A 22788-nucleotide genomic window follows, 5' to 3' on the forward strand; every position below is an offset into this window, starting at 1 on the left:
TTTTACTTCGTGAAAAACAGAGCATTCAGGTTCGTTAAACTTCCATGTGGCTAATCTACTCTTGACTTCACAGTCTGTGTGCTTGGTTAGAAGGTCCACTAAGTGTACTTCCATACCAAGCAACGTATATTACTTTAAATTAACAATATTTGTCTCAGGCATCGCTTCAAGCTTTTGTCTGGCGTTCCAAACTAAGTCGCAAATTCCATCCGTTGGATTAAATCCAGTTGGCGCCTCCAGTAGTAGCTGCCGGATAACTTGGTGATCAAACTCATGGCATGCTTTATCCAAAACTCTTAATATCTCTTCAAGATCACCCAATGGCAACATAACTTCCTTCGCAGTCATAATCCTTTCATGTGATGTCTGCTCAACATTATCACCGATCAACAACTCTTCATATAGCTTTTCCCCAGGCCGCAATCCAGTGCATTTTATCTCTATATCTCCATGCGGATTTGCTTCACTTTTCACTTCAAGGCCTGACAAGTGAACCATTTTAGTTGCAAGGTCTTTGATTTTTACAGACTCGCCCATGTCCAAAACAAACACATCACCTCCTCTCCCCATAGCACCGGCCTGAATAACCAATTGCGCAGCTTCTGGGATAGTCATAAAGAAGCGGGTGATTTCTGGGTGTGTTAGCGTAATAGGGCCACCTTCTTTTATCTGTCTACGGAACAGAGGTACGACCGATCCAGAAGATCCCAACACATTACCAAACCGAACCATACAGAAACGCGTGTTGTGCTGTCCTCTTTCCTTATTCTGAGCAAGGCCCTGCAAACAAAGCTCGGCCATACGTTTCGTCGTTCCCATCACATTAGTCGGACGAACAGCCTTATCGGTGCTGACCAAAACGAACGTTTCTACTTTTGCGTTGATAGCTGCCTTTGCTGAGTAATAGGTACCAAAAACATTGTTTCTCACCCCTTCGACCACATTATGCTCGACTAAAGGGACATGCTTATAAGCAGCAGCGTGGTAAACCGTTTGAACACCAAAGGCCATCATACATGTCTCTAGACGGTTAATATGTTGCACTGAGCCCATTATGGGTATCAACTCAATGTCCAACCCCTTGGTTTTTATGATTTCACTCAACTCTTTTTCGATTGAATATAGAGCAAACTCAGTCAGTTCGAACAGCACCAGCTTAGATGGTGATTGCTTGATAATTTGTCGACACAATTCCGAACCTATAGAGCCGCCTGCACCAGTAACCATTACTGATTTACCCAGAATCGTTGCATTCAGCAAAGCCTGCTTCGGGGCGACAGGATCTCGACCAAGCAGGTCTTCAATTTCAACATCCTTAATTTCGTCTAATGTTGCTCGTCCCTCTACAACATCCGCCATACCTGGGATCGTCATAACTTCAACAGGTAAGTTCTCTAATTGAGCCAGTATTTCTTTCCTTCTTGCCCTACTTTCACTGGGCATTGCAAGTAATACTTTTTTTACCCTTTTACGCTCAATTAACGTGTACAAACCGTCAAATGCAATAACAGGGATACCCTGAAGTATCGAATCTTGCTTAGTCTTATCATCATCAATAAAAGCGCTTACATAATATTCTTCACCGGCCCCAATAGCAGGTGCAAGTTGCCGACCAGCAGAGCCTGCTCCATAAATAACAACCGGTGTTTTATTCACAGTCGCCAAACGACCTACCATAGCTCGCACCATAATGCGGGAACCACCAACGGACAAGACCAAAAGCCAAGCGTAAATGACAGGCATTGTACGAGGAATAGTGACATGGGTGAAAAAGGAAGCCATCACGAGAACGACCGTGCTAATTATAGCACCAATCAAAATAGCCCCAATGGCATGTGCGCCTACGTAACGCAGCACGGCTCGATATAGCCCAAGGTTGATAAAGGCAAATATACTAATCGGTAACACAAGAGAAAGTAGCAGCCAATTTCCCACTTCAAAAAATGGAACTAAACTATCCAACCGAACGACCAGCGCCAACCAAAAAGCACTAAAAACAAAAATTGAATCAATAAATAAAGTGATCAGTCGCTTTTTTGAACGTGATACATTAAGAAGAGTACGGAACCAACTATCCACTGTAAATCCTTGAGCTATAAATTTTCAACCACTTAGACTAATGATTTAGTCATAGTCTCTAAATATACACAAATTTTCAAAAACTGTCATTGCAGAATTGTTAAACAACGCGAGTCCTATGAGCGATCGCTCCGTTAACTACCGCACTTAAATAGCCATCAAGACCGTCTGGATTAGGTGCTAAATTTCGGAGTCATTTAATCTTATCACTCAACTCGGACGACCAAAGGAGTAGCTCTCCAGCTCCTCTACCCGTTAGCCAAAACGCTTTACCGTTGTTACGAACAAATCAAACATACAGCTCACTTGACACGGTCACCAGACCCTTTCCCTGCAACTGTCATAAAAATATATTTGAAGTAGTTGCGCATGCTCATAGTATCGATCATCTCTCTGTCGGTTCTGGCCAATAACTCCGGTGTAGACATATCGATCTCATTGACCTGAGACAACCCTGTGATACCAGGTCGCACATCAAAGATTTTTTTGTCATCACGAGCGATTGTTAACTCTTCCTGATTAAATAAACCTGGTCGAGGACCGACTAAGCTCATCTCTCCTTTAAGAACATTCCATAATTGTGGCAATTCATCTAATTTAGTTCTGCGCAGGAACCCGCCAAAAGGAGTAATAGAAGCAGTACTCGCTAGGTGACTGGCAACTGAAGCCGTATCGACTTTCATTGTTCTAAATTTAACGAGTGTGAAAGGCTTTTTATTTCTGCCCACACGCTCTTGCATGAAAATAGGTGAGCCTGTGTCAAATAACCCAACTAAAAATAAAATAACCAGTATAGGAAAGGCAAAAACCAAACCTAAGAAAGCAAAGCAAAAATCGAGAAAACGTATCATAAAAATCCCAAGAGTTATTATTTAGCGGCAAGCCTAAAGCCATGCTCAACAGAGTAAGGAGGTTGCCACTCTAATGTATATTTAGTGTGTGTAACATCGACATGTAAGGATCCTGTAAGCCTATCAACTACGTCTTGCTTACCCGAAATCCTTCCAAGAAATTTAAAGCACAGAGCCGGTATATAGATTGACCAGTTCTTTTTTCCTTGCACTTTTGCCATTAGGGCAATCATTTCTGCCGTAGAAAGATCCTGATCATCGCTGGCTAAAAAGATCTGATTAGATGCTTTTGGGTGCTCAATACACACTTTAATCAAATCAACCAAGTTATAGACGGAGAGTAGGCTTCGTTTGTTACGATTAATCCCTCGAAATGGCAGGGGTAAGCCTTTACCTACCGCGTTCATTAAAGCAGCAAAGTTAGCCTTTACACCTTCGCCATAAACCAGAGGCAATCGTAGTATTACATAATCCGTAGAACAATCTGAGAATCCATTTTTAACAATACTTTCAGCTTTATACTTATAATAGTTAGTATTTTTTATCGTATTAGTAGGTATTGTGTTTAAATCTATTTTTCCAGATTGTTCCTGGTACAAACCAAGGCTACTAATAAAAATAAACCTTGTTACACCTAAGGATTTTGACTGAGTAACAATATTCTGAGTCAGTGTTTCATTTGCTTGTTTAGCCTCTTCATCAGAAAAGGCCTTGTGAGCCGCACCGGCGAGGTGGACTACCGCATCAACACCTTGTAAGTCATTTTTATCTAACCGATAAAACTCTTCATATGTTAAACACTCATGACCTTCACAACCCGCTATTCCCTTATTTCTTACTATAGGAATTATTTCAAAGCCACTGTTTGACAAAAATTGCTGCAAATGCTTGCCAATGAAGCCAGCTGCGCCCGTTATGATCACTTTCATAAAATAGTCTCAAGTACTCGATTTACGTTTTTTTCTCGCACATACCTTTCGGCAATTAAAGACTTATTGAACTCAGACTCAGAGTGAAGGAGCTGTTGTGACTTTGCCAACTTGATCGCTTCAACTAACTCGGTGACATCATTTGAAGGTATCACACGGCTCATTTTAAACTGCCTTAATGTTTCTGCAGCTTGACCCTCACCACCATAAATAACATAGCGACCTGTAGCTAAATACTGGAAGAGCTTAGAAGGCATTGCCCCAGAAAACAGTGGTCCTAACTGAGCGTAAAGAACATGAGAAGCATTATAATGTTCTAATACTTCAGACCAACTAACATGACCTGTAAATTCAACATTACTTAACTTTTTTTCTTTAGCCAGAGCTTCCATCTCTTCTGTTTGAGGCCCGTAACCTACAATCTTAAAATTAAAGTCTGGTAACAGGCTTGCCGCTTCAATAAATATTGATAGATTTTGTGCTACACCAACTTTCCCACAATACGTTATTGTGAAAACAGAGTCCGAAGATGGTGCACTCAAATTGTTAAGTTCTTTAAACTGTTTCTCGGTAACACCGTTTGAGTATTTAAGAACTTCGCCGCGCCTCTTAGACATATATTCATATTCGGTGTCGTTTGTTACTATCTGATAGCTAGAGTACTTGACATTGACATCGGCAAGGATTCGAAATAAAAACTTAGAAAGTCTTTGTACTAAACTCCCATCGTCCAAATATTCCCAAGTTAAGTCTCTGACATCCAAACAAACCTTTTTCCCTTTCAACAAATAGAGGTTAAACAAGAGAAACATGGAAGGTATTGTAACGATATATAAATCAAACCCCTCTATGGAGGCTTTTTTTAGTATACGCCTTGATTCACGCCACTCAAAAATAGCTCTTTTGATAAATGACTTCGGTCGTTCTCGCTCAGAAAATATAGAGGCGTGTTTTACTTTCTTACCAATATCTTGCTTAAGTACAGAGTCAGCACTAAAAAGCGTCACATCCGCTTTCTTATCCCCTAAGCAATCAATATATGGGAGGAGCCTATTTTCAACTGTGGGCTCATCGTTAAGAGCTAAATTAGTAACCAAGCAGATTTTAGGTTTCATATTACTCACCATTTCACCAAAATTGAGAAAGGTTTCTTGGAATCAATACTCTTTAAAATAAGTTTAGTACCAGTAATTGATATACCAAACTCTGGGTGATAATCATATTTTTCTGTTGAGACCTGAGCATTATCTACTTCAATTAATACATCTATGTCACTCGAGCCCTTATGCTTCAACCTAAAATTGAAGTCATTAATCTCAGTGACAATAATATCAGGGTGCAAATGATAATGACCAAAAACCCCTTCTTCGTTTTTTACAGGTATGGAATCAACAATTTCTAAACTTGAAGCACCACAACATATTTTTCTTGTATGTATATAGTTAGAGTTTATCCTAGCGTAACCATCGTGGCTAAGATTAAGTGTAATCCGGTCTGCAGACTTATCCAGGAGCTCACAAGAAGAATGAGCACGTCTGGCCACTCTGAAACCACTCCACACTTCAGAAGAATTTATATTTTCTATGCTGACAGTATTATGTTTTGAAGTGCCCCTTTCAGCCTCTCGCTCTTTTGAAACACCATACATAGATGTGCCAGAGTTAACAAAAACTCTCTTTCCCATTAAGGAAAACTCAAAACTTAAGGAGTCTGCATGTGCATGACCAGGCTGATATGACGGTCCTATCTCTGCATGATTAATGATAACTTTATAAGTTGAGCCATTTATTACAGAAAAACCAGATTCGTTGTGATGTGTGTATATTTCGGGCTTTGTTCTTTCTGTCGATATTTGCAATTGCTCAGCGTATTCAAACAGCTTTGCCGGGCTCGGGGCGATTCCAATGGCAGCATCGTTAAAAAAAGATATTTCATTATCTTGATGTAACATGCTTTCAAGCCACGAAAGTCCTTTCTTTGCAATGCCTTTCCAGCTCTCCACTCTATCGAGAAGTAGTTCCTGCTCTGAAGATAGAGCTAACTCTATCAACTCCAAAACATCCCATAACATAACGCTATGGTACATAGGACTGAGTTCATAATGCGCACCATCTTCTAAAAACTGCTCATTGAACTCGGCATCCAATATCTCTAAACCTCGTTGCAGATAGCTTTTACCTAAAGGTCCGAAATAAACTCCAGCAAACGTGAGGGCTTTTCCATTAGCGAATAAATGATTAGCTAATATGTGATACTCACATTGCTGCATTAATGCTTCTGATTGTTGGAGCAAACTGCCTAAAAACCGGCCGTCTCTATACTTAAACTTTGATGCCCATTTTATAAAGTTTACGATTCTCAATGAAAGAGTGTAAGGCTCCCAGCCATTTCCTGCACAGGCGGGATTTTCATTAATCCACCTATGAACAAGTGATGTATGGAAAGCAACTCTATCATATGCGTCCGAAGAATTGAGATCATCAAAGTAATGCAAATTATAAAGCCAAAGCTTTTCAAGCGTTGTATCATTCCAAATCGCTTTGCTTTTGATACTTGCTTTTTTATTCAGGAAGGTCGCTTCATCACAACTGGTTATTAACCGTTCTTTATAACAAACACCATCCCATTCAAAGCCACCGCCAATCTGATTAAAATCAGACTGCTCTTCTAATGCTTCTAAAGTTAGCACAGACGGCTTCTTAAAACGGTAGTAAAGACGATAATATACTTGTTTGGCGGTGAGGTATCTCACCGTCCAAAATAATCGAGAAAGCTTAGTCAACATGCTAATCTTGATTCCTCAATTGCTCTGCGATATCAATTGATACTTTAGCAACCTCAAAAATCTCTTGACTAGAAATAGGCATTTCACGACCTTGCTCGATGGCGTCCAAGAACAGTTTCGAACAATCGTCTTGTCCTTTATCTTGTTTCCACAAATTCATTTTATTAAAACCGGACCAGCCAAAACCTTTCAATTTAATGAAGTTGTCAAGTTGAAGAACTTTGCCGTCCACGAAAGCTTCAATCCTCTCTTTCGGAAAGCTATTAGAGCCATTTGCATAGTAATGAATTGTACCTAGAGAACCATCTTTAAAGCCTAAGATAATAGCGGCTTTATCCTCTACAATACTTCCATCACATTGTTCTCCGACCCGTCTGGCTTGCACGGAGACAATTTCAGAATTGGCTAAAAACCTCATTAGATCAATATAATGACATGCCTCTCCGATAATTCTCCCACCGCCCTTTTCGATATCATGAACCCAGTGCTCTGCGGGGATATCACCTGCATTCATGGTCATAATAAAGGTCTTTGGCTTATTTACAGAAGAAATCAAAGATTTCATTTTTTGAACATGTGGTGAAAAACGACGGTTAAAGCCCACCATCAGAGCTGCCGAAGAACCTTCATATGCGCTTTTTACTTTATCAAGCTCTTCGTATGTTAAAGCCAGCGGCTTTTCAACAAAAACATGCTTGCCAGCCTCTAGAGCTTTGCAGACAAAGTGAGCATGAGAGTTATGTTGAGTAACAACTGCTAGAGTGTTTATTTCATCATTCGTAAACAAAGAATCGGTGTCGCTAATTGCATTTTCGAACCCCAATTTTTTGCCGTAAATAGAGCTATTAACACCTCCAGAAGTAGATAACGAATGCAACCTACAACCCGCTTTTTTAAATGAAGGTATTAAAGTTCTGGAAGCATAATTACCTGCGCCAATAAAACCAACAGAAGGCTGGTTTGCAGAAACAGGCCTTGCAGTTTCTTCTGCTAAACGTAGGATATTAGTATGACGCTTATCGACCGCTGATTGATAATTCAGTATCAACCCTAAAACAGATTTATCTACTGTAAGTAATTCGTATGCATCTTGTGCGTTTTCAAACTCAAACACCTTTGTTATCAATTCGTCGATAACGAGTTTACCGCTAGACATCATATCGAGTACTGCTTCAAAGTTTCGTTGCTGAGTCCAGCGCACAAAACCTAAAGGATAGTCATTCCCTTTATCTTCATACTCTTCATCGTATCTACCAGGGCCATATGAGCAGGAAACTTGAAAGCTAATTTCTTTTTCATAAAAGTCAGAACGATTTAGTTCCAAACCGACAACACCAACTAAAACAACTCGCCCTCTCTTACGGCACATTCTGGCAGCTTGAGTAACTGGATCATTTGATTTAGTAGATGCTGTAATAACGACTCCGTCTACGCCATTGCCACGACTGAAAGCCATACCAGTAGCAACGGGGTCTTCCCCCTTTCCAGGATTGCAAATTTCTGCACCATACTGCTTAGCAAGTGCCAATTTGGCGTCGTCGAAATCAATTGCAAGAACCCTACATCCTTGCGCTATAAGTAACTGCACAGTCATCAGACCAATCAGGCCAACACCTGTTACTACGATAGCCTCACCTAAAGTAGGTTGAATTAGACGAATACCTTGTAAACCAATACTACCAACGACCGTAAAGCTTGCCTCATAATCCGAGACATTATCAGGGATCTTTGCACATAGGTTTTTAGGCACTCTTACAACATCTGCATGAGGACCATTCGATACAACTCGGTCGCCTACTTTAAACTGATCTGCACCTTTTCCTACATTGGCAACGACCCCGACGTTACTATAACCAAGAGGCAAAGGCTGGCCTAGCTTTGTTTTAACAGCATCATATGTTGTCATTAATCCATCAGTCTTGACTTTATCAAGCACCATTTTTACTTTTTCGGGTTGTTGTCTGGCCTTATCTAGATAGCTGGCTTTACCAAACTCTACCAGCATTCTTTCGGTTCCCGCAGAAATTAAACTCGCCGAGGTGTTAACAATCAAATGCCCTGATTTTGATTGAGGTACAGGTGCTTCGATGATAGAAGTTCCGCCTTTCTCTAAGTCTTGGAGTACTTGTAACACAGTAAATCCTCAATTTGTCCTAATATATTATTGATATTTATGATGCTCTTGGTGCTGGGAACCTAACCGGTCACAATCAACACCAAATTGCTAGCAAAGTATTGGCATCACTAAAAGAAAGCTAACTAACCTTCAGAAAAATCAGTTTCGCTTCCCTAAATGTGCAATCTCTCTTATTTTCGATAAAATTGGTTCTGGTAAATAGCTAATTAAAACAGCCTTGTACACGCCTTTAAACACAAAAAGGCTGCCAGCTGAAGCGCCTATAATTTTAAACTTCTCAATTAGCTTCAAAACATCATCTGGAGAACCCGCTCCACCTAGTATTGTGAGCGGTACATTTGCAAGATCTCGTACTTTTTCGGCCAACTTCATGTCGTAGCCTTTCATCATTCCATCTTGATCGATTGAATTAATGACTAATTCACCAATCCCAATTTGCTCTAACTCTGAAATTACTTGCTCGAGCTTCTTTTTAACTTTTTTCTTTCCGTTATGAGTGTAAACTTCGTAACTACCAAATAAGGATTTCTTGACGTCTAAAACGACAACCACACTTTGTTTGCCAATTATATCTGCCATTTCGCGAAGAACCGATGGATTTCTTAGCGCTTCGCTAGAAATAGCGACTTTTTCTACACCTAACTTAATGATTTCTTGTGCTTGTTGAGGAGTTTTAATGCCCCCTCCATAACATAATGGCATACGACTTTCGTTAGCCAAATGCTTAATCATTTGATAATCCGGTGATTTGTTTTCAACCGTCGCATCAATGTCTAAAACAATCAGTTCATCAACTTCTTTTTCATTGAAGATTTTAACCGCATTGATTGGATCCCCAACATATTTTGCGTCTTGAAACTTTACAGTTTTAACTAGCCCTTTATTGTGAACGAGCAAACATGGGGATACTCTTGATCTCAACATAATGAAAACTCAGCGAAATTCTTAAATAAGTTAATTCCATTCGAGTGACTTTTCTCAGGGTGGAACTGGAACCCAAATATATTGTCCTTTCTCACAGCGCAGCAAAAGTCCATGCCATAGTGGGCTTTAATCATGACATCTGTTGAATCATGCGCATCGAAATAATATGAATGGATAAAATAGAACCCTTTTTCGCAATCTATCCCATTCAATAGCGGGTGCGCTTCTGTCGGTTCAATCTCATTCCACCCCATATGCGGCAGCTTTGGCTTAAACTCTATCTTTGATTCATCAAACTTTCTGACCGTAGCATCGAACCAACCAAGCCCAGGTAATTCACCTTCATCGCTCCCCTTGGCCATTACCTGCAATCCAACACAAATCCCAAGAACAGGTTTTTTTTCAACCATTGCAAAATGATCTAACGCTGCTCTCATGCCTGACTTTTCAAGCTGTGTCATCGCTTCGTCAAAAGCGCCTACCCCTGGCAAGATGATCTTATCAGCCTTCTTCAAGTCTTCTGGCGTACTTGCAAAAAAGGTCTCAATCTTAAGCTTGGTAAATATGTTTTGAATAGCTTGAATATTGCCGGAGCCATAATCAACTATAGCAATCATCGCTTACCGCCTTTTTCTAGACCCAATTTACGCATAACCTTTGCCCCAATGTTATAGATAGACTGCTGGTTCTTATAGTCCTTATACGTTTTATTGGGAGCATCTAAATAGCCTTTCAGCTCTTCAGGTGTAATGCTTAGTTTATTTGCAATATAGTTGAAGTCATCCTGAATTGTTTCTGGATCATATGGTGGTTTTTTAAGTCGCTCTAATGCATCCTCTCTCGTCATTTGACCTGTTACGATCAAGCTAGAGTACTGCACCTTGCGAGTGTCATAACCAAACTTTTCATAAAGCCAATAAGCTTCATAGAATCTTGTAAAGCGTGATTCAAAGTGTTTTTGGGCATACCGTTGATAACCGTAGTTGTCTACAAGAAACTGGGTTGCTTCTTCTTTATCATACGGCATAAAGTCAAGTGGCCTGTAAACTTTTATACCTTTTATATAAGGCAAATATACTTTATGCCAAAGAATATTTGTCAACGGAAAGTTTTTGAGCTTTTTGGTACCAAACTTTTTCTGAATATCTTTAATCTGTCTAGAGTCTGATTGAAAATACATCCACTCCATGGGATTTCTGATACATTCAGTGGAGTAATTACCACCAGTTAATATATGTTTAATTTTATGCTTTGACGCAAACTTATACATTGTCGCGAAAAACGCATGGTCTTGAGGCGTATCAGTATGAGAAACCCCAGACTTAAAAAAGGATAGCTGGAGATCTTTCATTTCCTCCCAGTCAATCACTTCGGTGTACAGATCTAAGCCCAGACGGTCAACTATTTGCTCTATATTATGCACTGCCTGCTGAGAGTTCCACCCTGCATCAACATGAAATACCAGGGGACGTAACCCCAATTTCACCTTTGCCAAGTAAACTAAATATGAACTATCGATACCACCACTCATACCGATAATACAGTCAAACTCTTTCCCCTGACCTTCCTTCTTAATATCTTCTGCAATTTTTGATATCTCAGCCCAGCCTTTTTCGTCAGTATGCCAATTTGGCTTTATATCCGTATAAAAGGTATTACAATGATCACACACTCCATTTTCATCAAATGTAATTTTAGAGTCCGTTGTATCCATCACACAATTTGTACAAATTGTATGTTGCGATTTTGTATCTGTATTCATTTTAGTTTAAAACCCTAAGTGCAAGTTGTTTATAATCTAGCAAGCTTTTCGCAATTTTGAATGACTCTTCTGACATAGAGGAAATGCTGCATTTTTGTTCACTGATACTCGTTAACACCTCGACAATAGAATCCGCATTGTTCGCGTACCAGCCATTATTTTTCAGATATGGCTTATGACTCTTAACATCATCAATTATCACTGCACATCTAGCACACAAGCTAGCCTGCATTGTCACAGATTGCGTACCTGGTTGAAGGTAAACATCCGCGGCGTCAAGCAGGCCATCAACATCATCAGGAGATTGCCAACCTAGAAAGCGAATTCTACTATCTGATCTGATAAGTTTCAAAGCTTCATTCTCTAGAGGAGTGTCCAGGATACCTGCTATCAAAAAAACAAAATTGTCATCTCTTACTTTTGTAAATGCAGTAAGTGATTCCATTAATTTTTTTCTTGCTGTGAACTTTCCAGACTGAATGAAAACAATCTGCTCATCCGTCACTTGAAGACTTTCGCGAACCTTCTGTCGTGAGTCCAAATACGCTTGCTCACTTTTAATTACGCCTCCGAGAGGATAAAACTCGAGACGGTCTCTGTCTATTCCATAAAAGTCACTTAGAAAATCCATTGTCTCTAAAGAGATACAGAGAATCTTTCGCGCATATTTACTAGCAATTTTAGCGATTGGACGATAGTACAAATAATGTAGCAAATATTTAGACCCAAAGTTTCGTGCACTATTATTAAAATCCTCGTGACTATCAAAATACACTCTTACATTTGGATTATTCTTTATATATTTACATACAGTGAGAAGCTCCCAACCACACATTGAATGAAACATAATTACTTCTGGATCAAAACTTTTGATAAAGTCATAGACGCCGGAATGGATTCTTAATTTCGCCATTAACTTTCTGGGCAGAATGTTTAAGTAATCAATCCTGGTAATTTCTGCACCTTCGGCACAAGTGTAAGTACTAGGCTTTACGTAAGTTAGCTTCTTATCTTTATCGAACACTTCTGTAGACGCCAAAATCTTAACTTCGTGACCAGCTTGGACATGCTCTTTAACAAGCATATTTTCCTGGTATGACACATCATCGATATAGAAGTTTGATAGACAAATATGCAGTATTCTCATACAGAACCTTGATTATTAATAGAGCGTAATAGACCGCTTCTTTTAAGTTTGAGTGACGGCTTTTCAATATAGAACCAAGAAAAAACGGAAATAACTAAAGTTACAGCCATCGCATAATAAACATTACTTAAATTCATCACTAATAAAAAGTTAACGATTGGCATGTGCCATATGTAGAGGCTATAACTTAAATCAATTTTTAATGGGATCGGCTTAATGGAAAACGCAAGGTAGACAATAAATGCCACGTAAAATATAAAGTATATTACGCCAAGTCTATTTCCCTGATTCTCAAATAGCACGCCTTCTCCCCCAGCAAATGCAAAGGCGACAATCGGCACTATAGAAAGCCAAAAGTATTTTATGTACTTCTCGATCAAGTAGAACTTTTTGTATGTAATAATGCCTAAAATAAACATCCAACCCCACACTATTGGAGTGATACTCAGAAAGTCATATAGCGATTTACCCATTGCAAATTGAAAACCTAAGTAATCTGGACCAAACGCATATATCAAAAAAGACAATACACCTAAAATGTAAAGAGTTCCTTTAACTTTTTTAGACAGAAAAGCAATTATAGGAACTGCAATATAAAATAGAATCTCAACAGTGATGGTCCAAAGTGAACCATTAAAAACACCTACACCAAAATCTCTAAGCTGATGGGGGTTATAAGCTTGACCTAAAGTAAACTGTGCGATGGTCCACAACGGAATGAAGTCGTTGTCATACAAGCCATTATTGACTCTAAAGAAATAAATTAAGATGCTGGATGCAACTGTAACAAAGAAGAGGGCTGGAAACAGCCGCAAGAAACGATTCTTCATATAGCTGTATAGGCTGCTTGATTTCTCATAAGAGGCATAAATTAAAAATCCGCTTAAGAAAAAGAACGCAGGTACACCTGGCACCATTTCTAAAAAATGAAAATAGGTGTTGTCTATATGATGGAAGACATGCACTATCATTACCTGGACAGCTAATAAAAGTCTTATTATCTCCAGATTATTTTCTTTTTTAATCATCGCTTTGTTCATTTTTAGGTAAAAGTAAAACAATTAAAGTTGACAAAAGAAGTCCATGGGTAAGCATCACAGTGAAAAAATCACTAGAAATTACCATAGCCCTTATCGGTATTGCAGTAAGTGCGAATGCCAACCACAAAGGTAAACCTCGCTCGGTTACATGATCTATTAACCTAAGTACATATGCAAACATCATCGAGTAAAATATGACTCCAAAGACCCCAGCATGCGCATAGCCTGTACTCACAAAACCATTATTAGCGCCTAGCTCACTACTTAAGAGATGCTTACCAACGGCAAAACTTAAAGGAAGATCATGTTGATAGCCACCTAGAAAAGACAAAACTGAATCTCTCCAGTATACGTAGCCATATATATTTGTGAATTCATAGTAATCAAAAGTCATTCCGGAAGGCACAAAAAACAAGCGACGGATTACCATAGAAGCCACATACTGAATATCTACAAATATATTTACTACTAAAACACTGAAGACTAGAAAGCTTAACCCCAAAGGAATAACCAGCGCAGAATTGGTTTTCTTAAAATAATACCAAATGGAGAACAGTAAAAATGGCAAAAAGAATACAGCTTTGTGATTATTAATAGAATAGAAAAAGGTATATACACCAAAAAGAAATAAACAAATACCAAACTTTCTTTTCAGTAAAAAATAACAAAACAAGAAGGCGGCAAAAACTTTATAAGCCCAGATATTCAAGTAACTTAATACTCCAACATCTGTAAGCTGGGAATTAACATCTCTAAACTCATATACTTTTGTAAAATTCAGATTAGCATTAAAAACTGCCCCGGTTACTATATACAAAAAAACCAAATACAATACCATTGCCCAGGACACAACTTTAAGAATTAGAACGCTATTTTTAAATTGTGGTACCTTTATTGGCTTAACTAGCTTCTTATCGCAAAAAGCCCATATTAATATGATAGGTATGAATAGCAAAACAAAAGGAATAAAGCTTCTTTGTGAGTCATATGCAGAAATAACACTCACTGGAGTTAAAACACTAACTATAATCGTCAACAAAGCGAAGTCACTCACTTTATTCATATTTGGCTTCAAGAACCTTAATGAGAATATAAAAAGAGCCCAACTTAGTGTATATGATACTGTTTCAAAGGAAAGTCCAAAATGTAAGTAGCTATCGCCATAGATCGGATGGATAAGGTATACGTATGAAACTTCGAGAATAACTCGAAACAGCACAACAGAAGTAAAAAATGCAATAGTGTTTTTATCTACTTTCATAAGACCCACTTAGCTTACAGATATACTCGAATAGCCTTTTGTCATTTTGAGAAACTAAATGTGAATTGTGCCAGAGCACTCTAAAGCAGCCACCATAATAAACACAGGTTTCATACATTTCCTTTATAAAGGGCACTGATTCTTCATAACCCATATTCATATAATCTTCAGACAGCAAAGAAGCTTCCATCAATATCAAAGGCTTTTGAATGAGTTTTAATTTTTTCTTTGCTGATAAGCTCCACATTGGGAAGGAAAAAGACGTACCATACTTGAACCCACATAAGTCAGCAAATGAGCCTGTGCTATCATATTCAAATCCAGCTTCATTAAGATAATCAGGTGTGGAGTAGGGCTTCCAGCGTAAATAGTGCTGACGGTTGCCATATGAGTTCAAGTTAATTCCGAGGGCTTGGGTCCTTTCTTGAAAAATCTTTTTTTCTTTTTTTATTTGTTCTATACCAAGTATCGAATTATAACTACTATGTACACCGATACTATGCCCTGCTTTGTGAAGCTTCAGAATAAGGTTTCCCACCGGCACCTCATTGATGTCATAGAATCCGTCTAACTGTTCATGTGTATGATCGCAAATAAAATAAAAACTTGACTTTATTTTATTCTTACCCAGCTGTTCTAAGTACCAATCAAAAGTATAATAAGGATCAAACTTATAGCAGCTAAAGTTTGAGCAAATCAAATTAGCAAAGCGCTTAAGGAACAGTGCAGGCTGCTTTCTAATCAATAGATCTGAAGCAAAGGCCTTGATATACCTGGAAAGGCTACCACCTGTTCTGTAAAAAGGATGATCGACGTCGCAGGTGAGAGTTATTTTTGGCTGACGAACTCGTTTTATATCAACATTTAGATGTGATTTTAACAACGACAGCAAGAACCAAACATTCTCATCTACTACAGGTCGAGAAATTAGACCATTCCTATGTAAAAAAGTACTACCCCCAATCTCCCTTTCATGCTTATCTATACCAGTATTATTTGCGGACGCCAGACCACTCAGCATAAAGAATATGGTTCCGAAAAGGTCAAACCTAATAAAAATCTCTTCACCAACTTCGACTGAAGCCTCACCAAAAAAAACGGGCAGCATTCTTTCTTTATAGTCTGAAATGTAATTACTCAGGTCCAAATATGACACTTCATCTGGTGTCAAACTTTCACTATAAGCTATTCCGGACAGTAGTTTAAAAAAGCATAAGCTAAATACTAATCGCTTACTATCATCTTCTTGATTATGTATTACTAAATTATCCATTCCATGAGTTCTAACCTCATATTCAACAGATAATATATTCTGAAAAACAACTTCCAAGCTATATTCTAGCTCGAGAATACTATTTTCTGGGACTGTTATTATAAGCTTCATTTTAGGTTCGATATTTAATTACTTTTGCCGGGTTACCCACTGCTATCGCATTCTCAGGAACATCTTTTGTGACGACACTACCAGCCCCAATAACTGCTCCATTGCCAATAGTCACACCTTTTAGAATCGTTACATTAGCAGCTATCCAAACGTCATTTCCAATATTAATTGGAGCATTAATATGCGGCTGACTCTTCATTGGCTTCCCTAATTCAATTCCGTGATCACGTCCCCAAATAACGGTTTTTGGCCCTATCATTACATCGTCGCCAAACGTTATTTCACCAAGAAAGTGACAATGTGCATTGGCATAGAAATTATTACCAAATGATATCTTAGGAGCACCAACTAACCTGCAATAAGGTTCTATTTTGGCAGTCCCCCTAAATTCCACATTACTACAAACTGTATTATTGTATAAAAATACTCCCTTGAGTCTAAGGCTATATCTTTTTACAATTTGAATTATCGAAGATTTAAACGTCTTAGGCATGCTGATACCATCATTTTAAAAAGCAAAGGGATACTAACAAAAAAAGGTTTTAAGTCTGTTTTGTCTAAAACAGCCCAGGTCCGTTTTCCTTTACCAAATATATTTGCTTTGAAGTGCTTGAAGTATCCCTTTCTTGCAATTAGGTTTGGTATTTCATGCAACATCAACACTAAGTGCTGAGGTTCATCAAGCTCTTGCTGTTCATGTTTTACTTTATCGGGGTTGGTAGCTAGGTAGTATTGAGTTAAATGTAAGTTCACACCTGTTATACATCCCACTCTATGCCACATCATAGATCTCAGGTTAGTTTCCATTAACTTGTACAAACCATCACGATGATCATACTTGAACTCAGGTTCGCAAACACCAATATTTCTCATAGCTTCCACCAACTTTCTTCCTTGCGTGAGTACTACTTGTGGCGAGTCATTACTAGCGCTACAGAAAACACCGTATTCGTTTGGATACTGAGTTAGCTTTTTTCCAATCCATTCATTTCTAACTTTTGAATCTTTGTCTTGTACGCATGTGTAGGCATAAATATTAGTGTCATCACCGGGTATGAACTCAGATAGCAAGAAAGTCACTCCCTGACTTATAAAGTCGGCAATTTCTTGTTTAGCATTTAGCCAATGTTCATGACTCTCAAAATATTTGTTCCTAAAGACCGGAATTGACAAGTCCTTTCGAGTATTTGGCTTGATTAAAAGAGGAAACATCAAATTAACCTCTTCATCTAAGTCAGAAACAGTCTCTATTGTCATTGAGCGGGGATACGGTATTCCAATATCCTCGCATAAACTGTACTGATTTGACTTATCAAGATTATCCAATAAGTTGGTTGGATTTACTGGAACATATGCATATTGCACTAGAGCATCATAAGTTCTATGTAGTAACTCCAATTGTTCATCATCTGTTGGGTAGATAACAACCTTTCCGTGGCATTCAAATAACAAGCGGACCTTTTTAATAAAATCGTCATCATTACCCGGAATAGACCCGTGATAGGTGCACTTATTACTATATTTGGCAATCGAATGACCATAATCCATTAGTAGGATATCGATTTCTTTGTCCTGAGAAAGTTCTTTAACTATTGAATATCCATTAATATGACCACCCAGAATAAGTGCACAACCTTTCATTAGAGAGCATCCTTTAATCGATATTTATAAAATTATTTAAGCTTTTTGGTTTTAAAAAATACATTTGTTACTTACCAAAAAATACTTTATTCCATGATGACACATTGAGTAGTCTAACCGAGCTATCAACACCGTACGTCGTCACAATGTCTTTTTCCAGTTCCAATTCCTTGATACTGTTAACTAAAGGGCACTGCTTAATGCTTTCATTGACAAAGGTATTTAAAGGACCATTGAACCATCTTTTATCTGGAACAGGCCAACCCATTTTATCCTTTCTCCAGCAAATTTCATCAGGTAGACGTTTATCAAATGCTAAGCGAGCGAAGTACTTTGTCCAACCATTGTGTATTTTATAGCAAGCGGGAATTTTCGCTGTAAACTCGACCAGTCGATAGTCCATAAAAGGCATTCTAGATTCGATTGAAAATAACATTGAGCGACTATCTGAGTAATGAATTAAATTAATCAAGTTACTGTTAGATTCTTTTTTCAAAAGCTCATTAAGAGGTATTAAAAATCTAGACATGTCTCTCTTTAATACTTTGGATAATATCTTTTCACTAAGCTTTTTACCAATAACGCATCTCATTAGGCATGCTGAAAGGCCCAGTGCAATAGGTGTTTTAGCCATAGGTATGGACTTTAACTTTAACGACTGCTTAATTGCCTCGATTAAAGGGATATTAAAAAGATAATTACTAATATAATATAGATAACCGGCCTGCTGTTCATCCGCCCCCTGACCGTCAAGTGTAACAACTACATCTGAGTTTTTAATAAGGGTATATGTAGAGATCCCCCCCATCCCCGTGCCAGCACTAGGACTCTCTAGATTCTTGACAACTAACTCATGCAGTTCTAAAAACTCATCTTCAGTCGGAACAATAGTATTAGATTTAATTCCTAACTTATCGGTTATGAGTTTTATGTAATAACTTTCGTCACACTCTTTATCTTCCTTTTTATCGTAAACTGTTGAGAATGTTTGTTGCTTATAAGCTGAATCCTGCTCTTTCAATATTTCTTCAATTAAATAAACTATCGCGGTACTATCCAGGCCACCAGAAAGAGCACTGCCAAAAGGAACATCGGCTCTCAGTCTCAGCCTGACAGCATCTTTTAGAAGTTCGTAATAGTCATCAGCGATTTCTTTTGCTTTCTTCTCGCAAAACTTCTCATTTGATAAGTTGACTTCATAGTCCCAAAAACGAGACTCAGAAAAAGACAGTTTAGTATCATTTAACTTTATTATTGCATTAGAAGAGAAATCAAACCTATATATATTTTCAAATGCAGTCTGCTTAATATGTTCCTGAGAACCACTATCAATAACATCTTCGCAGTATGATTTACACGGCTCCGTAATTATCGACTCATATTCCATTAAAGACTTTATTTCAGATGCAAAAACTAAAGATTCTTCACTTTCATAATAATAAAGTGGCTTAATACCAAATCTATCTCTGGAAACAAATACAGTTTCATCTTTGGTATCAAATATAAGAAAAGCCCACATACCGTTGAATTTCTTTACACAATCTTCTCCCCACTCACTGTACGCAGCTAGGATAACCTCCGTATCTGAATGAGATTTGAATGTATAACCCTTTTCTTCTAGCTCTTCCTTTATCTCAATATGGTTATATACTTCTCCGTTATAAACAATCCAATAACGGTCCATATAACACATTGGTTGATGTCCGAGATCACTTAGGTCCTGTATGGACAAGCGCCTATGAGCAAAGCCGATAGATGCCGAAATTGAGTCATGCTCTAAAAATTTTGCTTTTTTCCCATCCAACTGACTATCAGCTGTATTAAGGAAAAAATAACCTTCGTCATTAGGTCCTCTATGTTCAATGGCATCATTCATTGAAACCAGATTTTGTAAATTAATATTCCTATTTTTAGATATAACAGCAACTAAACCGCACATTTAAACATTCCTAACCTTGATATTTACGCTCGCGTACCAGATGACGCATAAATATAATCCATACATTACAAGCTCGTTAACGACAAACCAAAAGATAAACTCTTCAGTCCCTTTATCAATTGAGAGTGATAAGATAACAAAAGAGCTTAAAAAATAGAGTACCTTCCATATTGCTCCCAGCTTAAGGTGGTTTGTTACCCCTAAGATAGTACTTAATGGGGAAACAATAAATCGTGCAGCAATAGCAAAAACAATTATCTCAGCATATTCTCCTGCTCTTTTCCACTCTTCACCAAAAGCAAAACCAAATAGCTCTTCACCAAAAAATACAACGGGAGTGAATGAAAGTATGGCCAAAATGACTAATTTGATTAGAGTCGGAAATACGACATCCGCTAGCGATGTACTACCAGAATTTAATCTATCTGCTATTTCTTTGAGATATACCTGCCCAATCGCATGGCCGATAACAGCTGAAGGCGCAGCGAGAATTCTAAATACCAATGTAAAAAAACCAGCCACTGCAAAGTCACTACCTGTTGCAATAAGTAATACAGGCAGTTGCAAGGTAAAGGTATCGATAAAAGATGGAAGCGCATTATACTTGGGGTAATCAATATATTTTACCCCGTTATGCTTCAACAAGTGACTTTCCACCTTGTTTATATCTGGTTTAAGTACATATATTAAATAAGCACTTGCAAAAACTTGACCCAAAATAAAGCCATACAATAGAGAGTCGAAGAACACTACACTTAGCGCGATCTGACTTAAACCGATAGTGACGCTCTGCACCACTTTGGATTTAGAGATTGATACAAATGCTGATTTAGAAATGCCAAGATATGTAGTTGCCTGAAACAGCGAAATTGTAAAAGCGCCCAGAGGTACTAGATAAAGAGCATCAGCGCTAATTCTCCCAGAAAATAGGCTTATTATTGACTCGCTAAATATACTTGTAATGATAAAGCACAAGAGAGCTATCATAGCAGCCAGTAGTAGACTACCGGCCCACAAATGTAGTGAGTCCACAGGCTTTTTCGGCAAAGCGATAGATGCTTCGTAACGTAATGTTAGAAAAATGGCCAGAGGACTTGTAATAGAAAGAAAAACACCAAATAAAGCGAATTGTTCTGCATCAAATAATCTCGTCAGTAGGGGGTAAATTCCAAGAGAGAACATTTGAGCAAAAACTGTGCCACTAACTAAAGTGGCAACTTTTTTAAGATATGAGTTACCCATTTACTTGCATATAACCATGCATTGGCAAGCTAAATACCGTTTTTGCTAAGCTTTCTGCAACAGGAAAGTCTCCCTCCTGGTAACCAAGTTCCTTAAATGCAGTTTGTTGATGCATGCATGTACCATAGTAAACCATGGTCGGAATACCTTGATCTTTGTACTTCGCCATTTCTGCGTCACGGTTTTCTGTCTTTAGCGTGTATTGTGCCCAGGAACTTAAATAGCCCTCTGGCACAACTGGCGTTTCATACTTTCCAGCTAATTCAGAAGAATACCTTTCTGCAGCTTGATTGCGATTAATTAACTCTTCGGGAAATGCAGCTAGCTTTTCAAGTAAAATTGCAGCTTGAATGGTATCAAGGCGAGAATTCATACCAATATGCACGTTATCGTATTTATCTTTGCCTTTACCATGCACACGGTATGATCTTAGGAGCTTTGCATAGTCATCATTATCTGTGAATAACGCACCACCATCACCATAGCAACCTAAGGGCTTCGCCGGGAAAAAACTGGTGGTAGCAATATCACCAAATGAACCTGCACGCCTACCGTTGATTTCACCGCCGAACCCTTGCGCAGCATCTTCGATAACTTTCAAATCATACTTGTCCGCAATTTTTCTTATCGCGGGATAATCAGCTGGTAAACCAAACAGATCAACCGCAATAATTGCTTTTGGTTTTAATTTACCTTCCGCTATTACCGCTTCGATACGCTTCTCTAAGTCCACCGGACAAATATTGAATGTTTGCGCATTTGAATCAACAAAAACCGGTGTTGCCCCTTCAAATGCGATAGTTTCCGCCGTAGCGAAGAACGTAAACGTTGGACAAAAAACGGCATCCCCCGCTTTAACTTCTAGTACCATCAGCGCAAGTGTTAATGCGTCGGTACCATTAGCGCAACTCACCGTATGTTTAACGCCAACGAACTCGGACAACTGCTGCTCTAACTCTTGAACTTCAGGTCCCATAATGTAATGACCGTGATCTAATACGGTTTGAATTCGGGCGTCAATTTTGTCTTTTAAGTGCTGATATTGCGCAGCTAAATCTATAAATTGCATTTTTAATTACTTGTAATAATTATTTGATTGAAACAAAGCCATTTTCTAATTGATACTGCTCACCTGTGTGCTCACAGATCGCAGTACCATTTCCTTCTATTGGCAGCTCTAGCTGCTCACCATATTTACTAATCCAGCCAATTTGCTTCGCCGGCACACCAACCATTAATGCAAACGGTTTAACATCTTTATTTATCACAGCACCGGCTCCGACCAAAGAATATTCACCGATAGTAACTCCACACACAACAGTGCTATTTGCGCCCAGTGTTGCGCCTCGCTTTACTATCGTGTCACGATACTCTGTTTTGCGTTCGATGAATGAACGAGGGTTATAAACATTAGTGAACACCATGCTTGGCCCACAAAAAACATCATCTTCTAAATAGACATTGTCGTATACCGAAACGTTGTTTTGGACCTTTACATTGTTACCTATGATAACTTTATTGCCCACGAAAACATTTTGGCCCAAAGAACAACCTTCACCTATGTGAGCACCACCACATACATGTACAAAATGCCATATACGTGTGTTTGCACCAATTTGCGCACCTTCGTCTACGATAGCGCTTTCATGTACATGGTAGCTCATAGA

General features: G+C 38.5%; 18 protein-coding genes and 1 pseudogene. All 19 read right to left on the minus strand.

Annotated elements, in window-relative coordinates; translation table 11 throughout:
• Positions 1–129: 129 nt before the first annotated feature.
• Positions 130–2079, minus strand: a complete 1950-nt coding sequence (locus PRUB_RS03305) for a polysaccharide biosynthesis protein (protein WP_010383569.1) — start codon at positions 2077–2079, stop codon at positions 130–132.
• A 302-nt stretch (positions 2080–2381) separates the two neighbouring features.
• A complete protein-coding gene (locus PRUB_RS03310) occupies positions 2382–2930 on the minus strand; it encodes a sugar transferase (RefSeq protein ID WP_010383570.1) in 549 nt (182 codons plus the stop codon).
• Between the two features lie 17 nt (positions 2931–2947).
• Complete coding sequence (locus PRUB_RS03315; protein WP_010383571.1) at positions 2948–3859, minus strand: NAD-dependent epimerase/dehydratase family protein; 912 nt, start codon at positions 3857–3859, stop codon at positions 2948–2950.
• Positions 3856–4974, minus strand: coding sequence for a glycosyltransferase (locus PRUB_RS03320; RefSeq protein WP_162144637.1), 1119 nt, complete (start codon positions 4972–4974; stop codon positions 3856–3858). The genes PRUB_RS03315 and PRUB_RS03320 overlap by 4 nt, the downstream gene beginning before the upstream one ends.
• Before the next feature lie 5 nt (positions 4975–4979).
• A complete protein-coding gene (locus PRUB_RS03325; protein WP_162144638.1) occupies positions 4980–6548 on the minus strand; it encodes a heparinase II/III family protein in 1569 nt (522 codons plus the stop codon).
• Positions 6549–6645: 97 nt separating this feature from the next.
• Entirely contained in the window at positions 6646–8778 is a 2133-nt protein-coding gene (locus PRUB_RS03330; protein ID WP_040644567.1) for a bi-domain-containing oxidoreductase, read from the minus strand.
• A 141-nt stretch (positions 8779–8919) separates the two neighbouring features.
• A complete protein-coding gene (locus PRUB_RS03335) occupies positions 8920–9705 on the minus strand; it encodes an AglZ/HisF2 family acetamidino modification protein (RefSeq protein WP_010383579.1) in 786 nt (261 codons plus the stop codon).
• Positions 9699–10322, minus strand: coding sequence for an imidazole glycerol phosphate synthase subunit HisH (gene hisH, locus PRUB_RS03340; RefSeq protein WP_010383580.1), 624 nt, complete (start codon positions 10320–10322; stop codon positions 9699–9701). The genes PRUB_RS03335 and hisH overlap by 7 nt, the downstream gene beginning before the upstream one ends.
• Complete coding sequence (locus PRUB_RS03345; RefSeq protein WP_081694278.1) at positions 10319–11467, minus strand: N-acetyl sugar amidotransferase; 1149 nt, start codon at positions 11465–11467, stop codon at positions 10319–10321. Before PRUB_RS03345 ends, hisH begins: the two co-directional genes overlap by 4 nt.
• Before the next feature lies 1 nt (position 11468).
• Entirely contained in the window at positions 11469–12614 is a 1146-nt protein-coding gene (locus tag PRUB_RS03350) for a glycosyltransferase family 4 protein (RefSeq protein ID WP_010383582.1), read from the minus strand.
• The gene (locus tag PRUB_RS03355) at positions 12611–13642 is read right to left on the minus strand and encodes an acyltransferase family protein (protein WP_010383583.1); all 1032 of its coding nucleotides are present in this window, start codon (positions 13640–13642) and stop codon (positions 12611–12613) included. Before PRUB_RS03355 ends, PRUB_RS03350 begins: the two co-directional genes overlap by 4 nt.
• Positions 13635–14915, minus strand: coding sequence for a hypothetical protein (locus PRUB_RS03360; protein WP_010383584.1), 1281 nt, complete (start codon positions 14913–14915; stop codon positions 13635–13637). Before PRUB_RS03360 ends, PRUB_RS03355 begins: the two co-directional genes overlap by 8 nt.
• On the minus strand, positions 14902–16188 hold the full coding sequence (locus tag PRUB_RS03365; protein WP_155946225.1) for a polysaccharide deacetylase family protein: 1287 nt from the start codon (positions 16186–16188) through the stop codon (positions 14902–14904). The genes PRUB_RS03360 and PRUB_RS03365 overlap by 14 nt, the downstream gene beginning before the upstream one ends.
• 127 nt (positions 16189–16315) lie before the next feature.
• A pseudogene (locus PRUB_RS26710) lies at positions 16316–16462 on the minus strand (DapH/DapD/GlmU-related protein); the annotation flags it as partial.
• Positions 16463–16764: 302 nt separating this feature from the next.
• Positions 16765–17940 (minus strand): carboxylate--amine ligase, encoded by a 1176-nt coding sequence (locus PRUB_RS03375; protein ID WP_010383588.1) that lies wholly within the window; start codon positions 17938–17940, stop codon positions 16765–16767.
• Positions 17941–18007: 67 nt separating this feature from the next.
• Positions 18008–19879, minus strand: a complete 1872-nt coding sequence (asnB, locus tag PRUB_RS03380; protein ID WP_010383589.1) for an asparagine synthase (glutamine-hydrolyzing) — start codon at positions 19877–19879, stop codon at positions 18008–18010.
• Positions 19880–21121: a lipopolysaccharide biosynthesis protein gene (locus tag PRUB_RS03385; protein ID WP_010383591.1), complete on the minus strand. Its 1242-nt coding sequence runs from the start codon at positions 21119–21121 to the stop codon at positions 19880–19882.
• Positions 21114–22190 carry a DegT/DnrJ/EryC1/StrS family aminotransferase gene (locus PRUB_RS03390; protein WP_010383592.1) on the minus strand — a complete coding sequence of 359 codons (1077 nt, stop codon included), beginning with the start codon at positions 22188–22190 and terminating at the stop codon, positions 21114–21116. The genes PRUB_RS03385 and PRUB_RS03390 overlap by 8 nt, the downstream gene beginning before the upstream one ends.
• A 19-nt stretch (positions 22191–22209) precedes the next feature.
• Complete coding sequence (locus PRUB_RS03395) at positions 22210–22785, minus strand: N-acetyltransferase (RefSeq protein ID WP_010383594.1); 576 nt, start codon at positions 22783–22785, stop codon at positions 22210–22212.
• Positions 22786–22788: the final 3 nt, after the last annotated feature.

This window comes from Pseudoalteromonas rubra (genome assembly GCF_000238295.3).
Taxonomy (GTDB): domain Bacteria; phylum Pseudomonadota; class Gammaproteobacteria; order Enterobacterales; family Alteromonadaceae; genus Pseudoalteromonas; species Pseudoalteromonas rubra.

Excerpts from the sequence above, each read along its gene's own strand:
- PRUB_RS03310 (WP_010383570.1), bottom strand. The coding sequence starts at position 2,930 with ATGATACGTTTTCTCGATTTTTGCTTTGCTTTCTTAGGTTTGGTTTTT.
- PRUB_RS03315 (WP_010383571.1), bottom strand. The coding sequence starts at position 3,859 with ATGAAAGTGATCATAACGGGCGCAGCTGGCTTCATTGGCAAGCATTTG.
- PRUB_RS03320 (WP_162144637.1), bottom strand. The coding sequence starts at position 4,974 with ATGAAACCTAAAATCTGCTTGGTTACTAATTTAGCTCTTAACGATGAG.
- PRUB_RS03335 (WP_010383579.1), bottom strand. The coding sequence starts at position 9,705 with ATGTTGAGATCAAGAGTATCCCCATGTTTGCTCGTTCACAATAAAGGG.
- hisH (WP_010383580.1), bottom strand. The coding sequence starts at position 10,322 with ATGATTGCTATAGTTGATTATGGCTCCGGCAATATTCAAGCTATTCAA.
- PRUB_RS03345 (WP_081694278.1), bottom strand. The coding sequence starts at position 11,467 with ATGAATACAGATACAAAATCGCAACATACAATTTGTACAAATTGTGTG.
- PRUB_RS03350 (WP_010383582.1), bottom strand. The coding sequence starts at position 12,614 with ATGAGAATACTGCATATTTGTCTATCAAACTTCTATATCGATGATGTG.
- PRUB_RS03355 (WP_010383583.1), bottom strand. The coding sequence starts at position 13,642 with ATGATTAAAAAAGAAAATAATCTGGAGATAATAAGACTTTTATTAGCT.
- PRUB_RS03360 (WP_010383584.1), bottom strand. The coding sequence starts at position 14,915 with ATGAAAGTAGATAAAAACACTATTGCATTTTTTACTTCTGTTGTGCTG.
- PRUB_RS03365 (WP_155946225.1), bottom strand. The coding sequence starts at position 16,188 with ATGGATAATTTAGTAATACATAATCAAGAAGATGATAGTAAGCGATTA.
- PRUB_RS03375 (WP_010383588.1), bottom strand. The coding sequence starts at position 17,940 with ATGAAAGGTTGTGCACTTATTCTGGGTGGTCATATTAATGGATATTCA.
- asnB (WP_010383589.1), bottom strand. The coding sequence starts at position 19,879 with ATGTGCGGTTTAGTTGCTGTTATATCTAAAAATAGGAATATTAATTTA.
- PRUB_RS03385 (WP_010383591.1), bottom strand. The coding sequence starts at position 21,121 with ATGGGTAACTCATATCTTAAAAAAGTTGCCACTTTAGTTAGTGGCACA.
- PRUB_RS03390 (WP_010383592.1), bottom strand. The coding sequence starts at position 22,190 with ATGCAATTTATAGATTTAGCTGCGCAATATCAGCACTTAAAAGACAAA.
- PRUB_RS03395 (WP_010383594.1), bottom strand. The coding sequence starts at position 22,785 with ATGAGCTACCATGTACATGAAAGCGCTATCGTAGACGAAGGTGCGCAA.